The organism is Pseudogemmobacter lacusdianii (assembly GCF_030848395.1).
In the GTDB taxonomy this organism is placed as follows: domain Bacteria; phylum Pseudomonadota; class Alphaproteobacteria; order Rhodobacterales; family Rhodobacteraceae; genus Pseudogemmobacter; species Pseudogemmobacter lacusdianii.
Window position 1 is genome coordinate 97,093 of record NZ_JAVDBT010000015.1, and the last position, 6,597, is coordinate 103,689.

The following is a 6,597-nucleotide window of genomic DNA, read 5'->3' on the forward strand; positions in this document are numbered from 1 at the left end:
GTTTGCGAAAGGCCGCCCCTTCCGGGCGGCCTTTTTGCTGGATGCGGGGCGCACTGAAGCGTCACTTTCTTCGAAAAGCCCCTGCCAAAGCCATGATCTCGCCAGATTGCCCCCGCACCTTTTGGTCATCGTCCTTGTGGGGAGGCTGAGAATGTCCCGTCAAAGCAAGCCCGGTCGCCCTAAGATCTGGGTCGATGGGCAGCAGAACCCGCGATTTGAGCTGCGCGCCTTTGCCGGCGCTTCGCTGCATTTTGCGCGTGGTGGTATGGGCCGGCTGTTGAACCGCTGCGCCATTGGGCAAAGCCGCTTTGCCGATCAGGTTGGCTCCGGGCGCTGGCGGGTGCCCTCGGAAAGGCTTGGCCGCAGCGGCCGCTTTCTGCCCAGTGTTGAGCGCACAGCTTCAGCGCTGCATTTCATGGCCGACCTGCTTGACCGCGCTGGGGCGCATGTAACGGACGGACCTCAAGGAGAGGCTCCGCAACCGATGGATCTCTCGCCCCGCTTCACCGCCCCTCTCGCTGCGGCTGCCACGAAACGACCTGCTCCCGAACCCCAGCCGGCTTCCGCGCCCGAGCCTGTGCCCATTCATACTGAGCCGGCACCTTTAGTTAGGCTCGATGACAGCGACTTGTTGGCCATCCGCTCAGCGATTGCAGCCAGCCAAACCGCTCCGCCGAAGTCTGGACCGTCAAAAACGGCGCAAGCACCTGTCGTCACGGACATCGCGACCGCAGCCCATTTGACAAGCAAACACCAAGCCGCGCGCAGCGAAGCCAGCCTGAAAACCCGCGAAACCGCACTGCGCTACTTGTCGCCCGTGCTTGGTTATGCGCTCTTGGTCCTCGCCTTACCTTATGGCGCGGCTTTGGCGATTCTTGCCCACCTTAACGGGCAAGATTTGCGCGATCTGTAGGCGACGACCGCCCCCCGCAAAGCCGTCCCTCAATGCTCTTGCGCGACTTTCAAGGCCGCAATCTCGGCCTCGGTCAAAGTCTCGGCCAGCACGACATAGGTGTGCACCGCGAAAAGTACCGCCCGGGTTTGCGGCAAGCGCAGCAAAGTCTGCCGCTCGCACCGCACGAAAAAATGCCCTTGTGGGCGCGGACGTCGCTGACCTTCCAGTCGCGGCTGGAACAATTGGTAGTCATCATAGGTCAAGAAGTTCATCCGCCAGAGCGGCTGGCCCACCCGGATCGCATCGAAAAGCCGCTGCACCCGTTTGGCGATGCTATCGTCATAAGGTTGCACCGGCTCATGGATCGAAATCAGCGCCCGGCCAACCTTTTGGCGCAACGACCAGCTTGCCGGGAAACACAAGATGCCGCCGGTCAGCCGATGCTCCTCGCCCTCTTGCTCCATCAACAAAAGGTCTTCTTGCAGCAATTGCCCCAAAGTGAGCAGCGGCTGCGCGCGGTCAAGTGCCACTTCAACCCCATCCGGCCTTAGTACCGTATCCGCACCGATCCGGAAGCCCTCCATCCGGGTCAGGCGATCCAGCACGATATCATAGAGCTCTTCCGCTGCGGGCCGCCCCTCTGGCAGCAAGGCATGCACATCTTCGGGGACGGCGCGGATCAGCCGCGCGCGCTCGGCCATTTGCGCGGCATAAGCGTCATCGACGCGAAGCCAGTCTTCGCCCTCGACCGGCAGCACCCCGGGGAGGCGTGCGGTTCGGGGGTCCATCCACGGCAGGAAGGGCAAGCGAGATTGCAGGATCGGGGCGGGCTGCGGCACGATGTCATTCATGGGCCTCACGCTAGCGTGAGGATTACGTTAGGGAAAGCCCCTATAATGGATCAATTTCCCCCAAAGCGCCTGCGCATTGCCGTCATGCAAACAACCAGCAAATTGCGACACGCGGCGTCGCCGCCGGACGATCATTGCCCCTGCGATCACGCAAGCCTGCCTCTATTGGAGGACGCATATGACCCAGGCTTATTCGCAGACCCGACGGAAGATTGACCCCGCCCGCGGCACCACGTTGGGCGATGGTACGCCCAACGACAATGACCGCGTCGAGATTGGCCCGACCCAACTTGCCTTTGGCGAATGGCAAGCCGCAGGCCTGATCCTGCCCAACCTTGAGGCGATGCGCAGCTACCGCTGGAAGCGCCTGACCCAAGCTTTGGTCGATCGCGATATTGGCGGGCTTTTGATGTTCGATCCGCTGAACATCCGCTACGCCACCGACACCACCAATATGCAGCTCTGGAACAGCCATAACCCGTTCCGCGCCGTCCTTCTCTGTGCCGATGGGCATATGGTGATCTGGGAATACAAACAGGCGCCCTTCCTTGTGACCTTCAACCCGCTTGTTAAAGAGCTGCGCTCCGGCGCGTCCTTCTTCTACAACGTCTGCGGCGACCGGACCGAGGCGGATGCCACCTCCTTCGCCGGCCAAGTCGATGAGGTGATGCGCGCCCATGCCGGCTCTAACCGCCGGATCGCAGTGGATAAAATCATGGTCCACGGGCTGCGGGCGCTCGAGCGGGCCGGGTTTGAAGTCCTGGAAGGCGAAGTCGTCACCGAACGGGCCCGCGCCATCAAAGGCCCCGATGAGATTCTGGCGATGCGCTGCGCCCATCACGCCTGCGAAAGTGCGATTGCCGAGATGGAGGCCTTTACCCGCGCAGATGTGCCGAAAGGCGGCATTTCCGAGGATGATATCTGGGCCGAACTGCACAAGGGCAACATCCGGCGCGGCGGCGAATGGATCGAGACGCGGCTCTTGGCCTCGGGGCCGCGGACCAATCCTTGGTTCCAAGAATGCGGCCCAAGGATCGTGCAGAACAATGAGATTGTCGCCTTTGATACCGATTTGGTCGGCAGCTACGGCATCTGCATTGATATCTCACGCTCGTGGTGGATCGGCGATCAAAAGCCGCGCCCGGACATGATTTCGGCGATGAATCATGGGCTTGACCATATCCGCGATCACCAATCGCGGCTGAAGCCCGGTGTGACGATCAAAGAACTGACCCATGGTGGGCATCAGCTTGAGGCCAAGTATTGGAAGCAGAAATACAGCTGCAAAATGCATGGCGTCGGGCTTTGCGACGAATGGCCCTTCGTGCCCTATTCTGACGCTTGGGTCGAAGGGGCGTTCGATGTGGCGCTAGAGCCGGGCATGGTGCTTTGCGTCGAAGCGCTGATCTCACCCGAGGGCGGCGATTTCTCGATCAAACTGGAAGATCAGGTGCTGATCACTGAACACGGCTGCGAGAACCTAACCTCCTATCCGTTCGACCCGAGACTGGTGGGATAACTTAACGAAATCGTAGGCTTGCGAGGTAGAGTTAAGACATCTTATGAGAAGATGTGGGCCAATGGTGGAACCTTTCTCCATTGGCCGCAGCCTTACCCCACGCGGCTTGAGGCGCTTGGTGCCGCGCCATCCACCGGCGCTTCGCGCCCAAGGCATATTCCAGCATCTGCCAATATGCCTTCCGCCACTCGTCGCAGCGGGCGGCGCATCTCAATCTGGCAACTCAATTGCATGGCCTCAGAGCCGATGACAGCGGCATAAAAGCGCAGCGCGCCATCCGCGGCCTGCGCCGGTTGCAGCCCTGCGGCTGAAAACAGCGCTGAAAGCTGCGCCAAGCGCCGCGCATCGACGCGCCGCATTACCGCTTGCGCGGCAGGGTCCACTTGCGCCCAACTGCGCATCGCCGCCTCTACCGCCGGGGCGCTGGCCCCGTCTTCCAACGGCGGTGAGACCAGATCGCACAGCCTCATCAAACGCGCGATGGGACCACCGGAGCCCAAAGCCTCGGCCGTTGCAAAGGGGCGCGAAGCAAGCGCCTCATACGATTCAAGCATTGCATCAAGAAGACCCCTTAAATCATTGAAGTAATATCTAAAATCTTTATCACACGCCGCCACACACCGCTGCAAAGAGGCCACTTGCAATGCCGTTGGTCCGGCGCGGATTAAGAGCTGAAAGCCCGCCAAAATCCAATCCGAGCGCATCACATCAGGCCGCATCGCCGCCTGCGATGGCAACAGCCAAGGCCGCCCTCTAGCCCCCACTGTCGCCTGAACGGCGGCTTGTGGCGCGCTCATCGACCAGCCACCGCGCGCATGACGAGCGCAGCAATCTGCACAGAATCTGGCCGCCTAAACTCCTGCCGCATCCTGTCCCTCCATTCTGCAAAGGTGGTGCCCTGCGGCACCCTCATTCCGCACCCTAAACCACCAAGGGTTAACCACTCCCAAACGCAGACCCACTTGCACCTTGCCCCCCCGCGGCTTAATCGGGCTGCAATCCCCAGAAACTGCCAGAGGCCCCAATGATCCCGCGTTATTCCCGCCCTGATATGGTTGCCATCTGGTCGCCCGAGACCAAATTCCGCATCTGGTATGAGATCGAGGCCTATGCCTGCGACGCTCAGGCCGAACTCGGGGTGATCCCGCGCGCCAATGCCGAGGCCGTCTGGCGCGCCAAGGATGTCACCTTTGATGTCGCCCGCATCGATGAGATCGAGGCCGTCACCAAGCATGACGTGATCGCCTTCCTCACCCATCTGGCTGAACATATCGGTTCGGATGATGCGCGCTTCGTGCATCAGGGCATGACCTCGTCGGATGTGCTGGATACCACGCTGAACATCCAGCTCGTCCGCGCTTCGGATCTGCTGATTGCCGGGATGGACCGGGTGCTGGCCGCGCTGAAAACCCGCGCGCATGAGCATAAGGACACCGTCCGCATCGGTCGCAGCCATGGCATCCATGCCGAGCCGACCACGATGGGCCTGACCTTCGCGCGGTTCTATGCCGAGATGAACCGCAACCTCTCGCGCCTGAAAGCCGCCCGCGAAGAGATCCGCACCGGCGCGATCTCGGGCGCGGTCGGCACTTTTGCCAATATCGATCCGCGGGTTGAGGAATATGTCTGCGAAAAGCTGGACCTGATCCCCGAGACGATCTCGACCCAAGTCATCCCGCGCGACCGCCATGCGATGTTCTTTGCCACGCTGGGCGTGATCGCCTCGTCGATCGAGAATATCGCGATCGAGATCCGCCATATGCAGCGTACCGAAGTGCTTGAGGCGGAAGAGTTTTTCTCGCCCGGCCAAAAGGGTTCCTCCGCGATGCCGCATAAGCGCAACCCGGTTCTGACCGAGAACCTGACCGGCCTTGCGCGTCTGGTGCGCATGTCGGTGGTGCCAGCGCTGGAAAACGTGGCGCTTTGGCATGAGCGCGACATCTCGCATTCCAGCGTGGAACGCGCGATCGGCCCTGACACCACGATCACTTTGGATTTCGCCCTGCACCGTCTTGCGGGCGTGGTCGAAAAGCTGGTGATCTACCCCGAGAATATGCTGCGCAATATGAACCAATTCAAAGGCTTGGTCATGTCGCAGCGCGTTCTGCTGGCGCTGACCCAAGCCGGTGTGAGCCGCGAAGACAGCTACCGTTTGGTGCAGCGCAATGCGATGAAGGTCTGGGAGAAGGGCGCCGATTTCAAGACCGAGCTTCTGGCCGATGCTGAGGTGACCGCCGCGCTGACCCCGGCGGAGATCGAAGAGAAATTCGATCTTGGCTACCACACCAAACATGTGGACACGATCTTCAAGCGCGTCTTCGGCTAAGGCCAATCACCGCTATCTGAGCTTTAAGCCCCGCAGGCCTTGCCAGCGGGGCTTTTTTACGTCCATTTTTATGCATCTGCCCGGCGCCCGCTTTGCAGCGACCGCCGCGCGCTAAACCTCTGTTAAGGGGTAGCTGCCACCCTGCCCCTTGCCGCATGAACTGCCAGATTCGGCCCAAACTCGTCTTAGGTCGTGCCACTTGGGGAAGATGCTGATGAATGAAGAAAGCCATGCGCTGGCCCGCATCCCGCTTGGCCAAAGGATGCCGGCCATAGCGCCTGGCGGATCGGTGGCGCATCTCCTGTCGGCGCGGCAAAAGGCGGCCGTTATCGTGCGTTATCTGATCGGCGAAGGCGCCTCGATCCCGCTGACAAAACTGCCCGAGAAGATGCAGCAGACGCTGGCCGAGCAGATGGGCGCGATGCGGCTGGTGGATAAGCAGACCCTTGATGCGGTGTTGGAAGAGTTCCTTGAGCAAATCGACGCGGTGGGCTTGGCCTTTCCAGGTGGGCTGGAGGGCGCCCTGTCCTTGATGGACGGCCATATCTCGCAAAGCACCGCCAGTCGGTTGCGGCGCAAGGCTGGAATGAATGCGCGCCATGACCCATGGGAGCGGCTGGTGGCACTGCCGGTGCCGCAGCTGTTGCCTGTGATCGAGGAGGAAGCGGTTGAGGTCTCGGCCGTCGTCTTATCGAAATTACCGGTGACCAAAGCGGCCGAGCTGTTGGGCCGGCTGCCCGGAGAAAAGGCCCGTCGCATTGCCTTTGCGGTGTCTTTGACCGGCAGTATTGAGCCTGAAACCGTGCGGCGGATCGGCATTGCGGTGCTCAACCAGATCGACAGTAAGCCGGCGCGCGCCTTCGAGACCGGCCCGGGCGAGCGGGTGGGCGCGATCCTCAACATCTCTCCCGCCGCAACAAGAGATGAAGTTTTACAAGGACTAGGGTCAGGACCCATTGATTATCCACTCGCGGCGTGATTCAGGCTCCGCGAGGAGACTGACAGA

The 6,597-nt window shown here is 61.1% G+C and carries 6 protein-coding genes; 4 read left to right on the forward strand and 2 right to left on the reverse strand.

Annotated features, from left to right (window positions below; genetic code table 11):
* Positions 1-151: 151 nt before the first annotated feature.
* Complete coding sequence (locus Q9295_RS15205; RefSeq protein WP_306681430.1) at positions 152-913, forward strand: hypothetical protein; 762 nt, start codon at positions 152-154, stop codon at positions 911-913.
* Positions 914-942: 29 nt separating this feature from the next.
* On the opposite strand, the gene Q9295_RS15210 is transcribed toward Q9295_RS15205, so the two are convergent.
* Positions 943-1,746, reverse strand: coding sequence for a heme-dependent oxidative N-demethylase family protein (locus tag Q9295_RS15210; protein ID WP_306681431.1), 804 nt, complete (start codon positions 1,744-1,746; stop codon positions 943-945).
* Between the two features lie 178 nt (positions 1,747-1,924).
* Between Q9295_RS15210 and dddP the strand changes: the two genes are divergently transcribed.
* Positions 1,925-3,265: a dimethylsulfonioproprionate lyase DddP gene (gene dddP / locus Q9295_RS15215; RefSeq protein ID WP_306681432.1), complete on the forward strand. Its 1,341-nt coding sequence runs from the start codon at positions 1,925-1,927 to the stop codon at positions 3,263-3,265.
* A gap of 92 nt (positions 3,266-3,357) precedes the next feature.
* Here dddP and Q9295_RS15220 read toward each other — a convergent pair whose 3' ends face one another.
* Positions 3,358-3,819: a hypothetical protein gene (locus Q9295_RS15220; protein WP_306681433.1), complete on the reverse strand. Its 462-nt coding sequence runs from the start codon at positions 3,817-3,819 to the stop codon at positions 3,358-3,360.
* A 470-nt stretch (positions 3,820-4,289) separates the two neighbouring features.
* Between Q9295_RS15220 and purB the strand changes: the two genes are divergently transcribed.
* Together purB and Q9295_RS15230 are read left to right on the forward strand one after the other, a co-directional pair.
* A complete protein-coding gene (gene purB, locus Q9295_RS15225) occupies positions 4,290-5,591 on the forward strand; it encodes an adenylosuccinate lyase (protein WP_306681434.1) in 1,302 nt (433 codons plus the stop codon).
* 214 nt (positions 5,592-5,805) lie between these two features.
* Positions 5,806-6,570 carry a hypothetical protein gene (locus Q9295_RS15230; protein ID WP_306681435.1) on the forward strand — a complete coding sequence of 255 codons (765 nt, stop codon included), beginning with the start codon at positions 5,806-5,808 and terminating at the stop codon, positions 6,568-6,570.
* Positions 6,571-6,597: the final 27 nt, after the last annotated feature.

What these genes read in the sequence shown, in the direction of transcription:
- Q9295_RS15205 (WP_306681430.1), top strand. Translation starts at nt 152, where the DNA reads ATGTCCCGTCAAAGCAAGCCCGGTCGCCCTAAGATCTGGGTCGATGGG.
- Q9295_RS15210 (WP_306681431.1), bottom strand. Translation starts at nt 1,746, where the DNA reads ATGAATGACATCGTGCCGCAGCCCGCCCCGATCCTGCAATCTCGCTTG.
- dddP (WP_306681432.1), top strand. Translation starts at nt 1,925, where the DNA reads ATGACCCAGGCTTATTCGCAGACCCGACGGAAGATTGACCCCGCCCGC.
- Q9295_RS15220 (WP_306681433.1), bottom strand. Translation starts at nt 3,819, where the DNA reads ATGCTTGAATCGTATGAGGCGCTTGCTTCGCGCCCCTTTGCAACGGCC.
- purB (WP_306681434.1), top strand. Translation starts at nt 4,290, where the DNA reads ATGATCCCGCGTTATTCCCGCCCTGATATGGTTGCCATCTGGTCGCCC.
- Q9295_RS15230 (WP_306681435.1), top strand. Translation starts at nt 5,806, where the DNA reads ATGAATGAAGAAAGCCATGCGCTGGCCCGCATCCCGCTTGGCCAAAGG.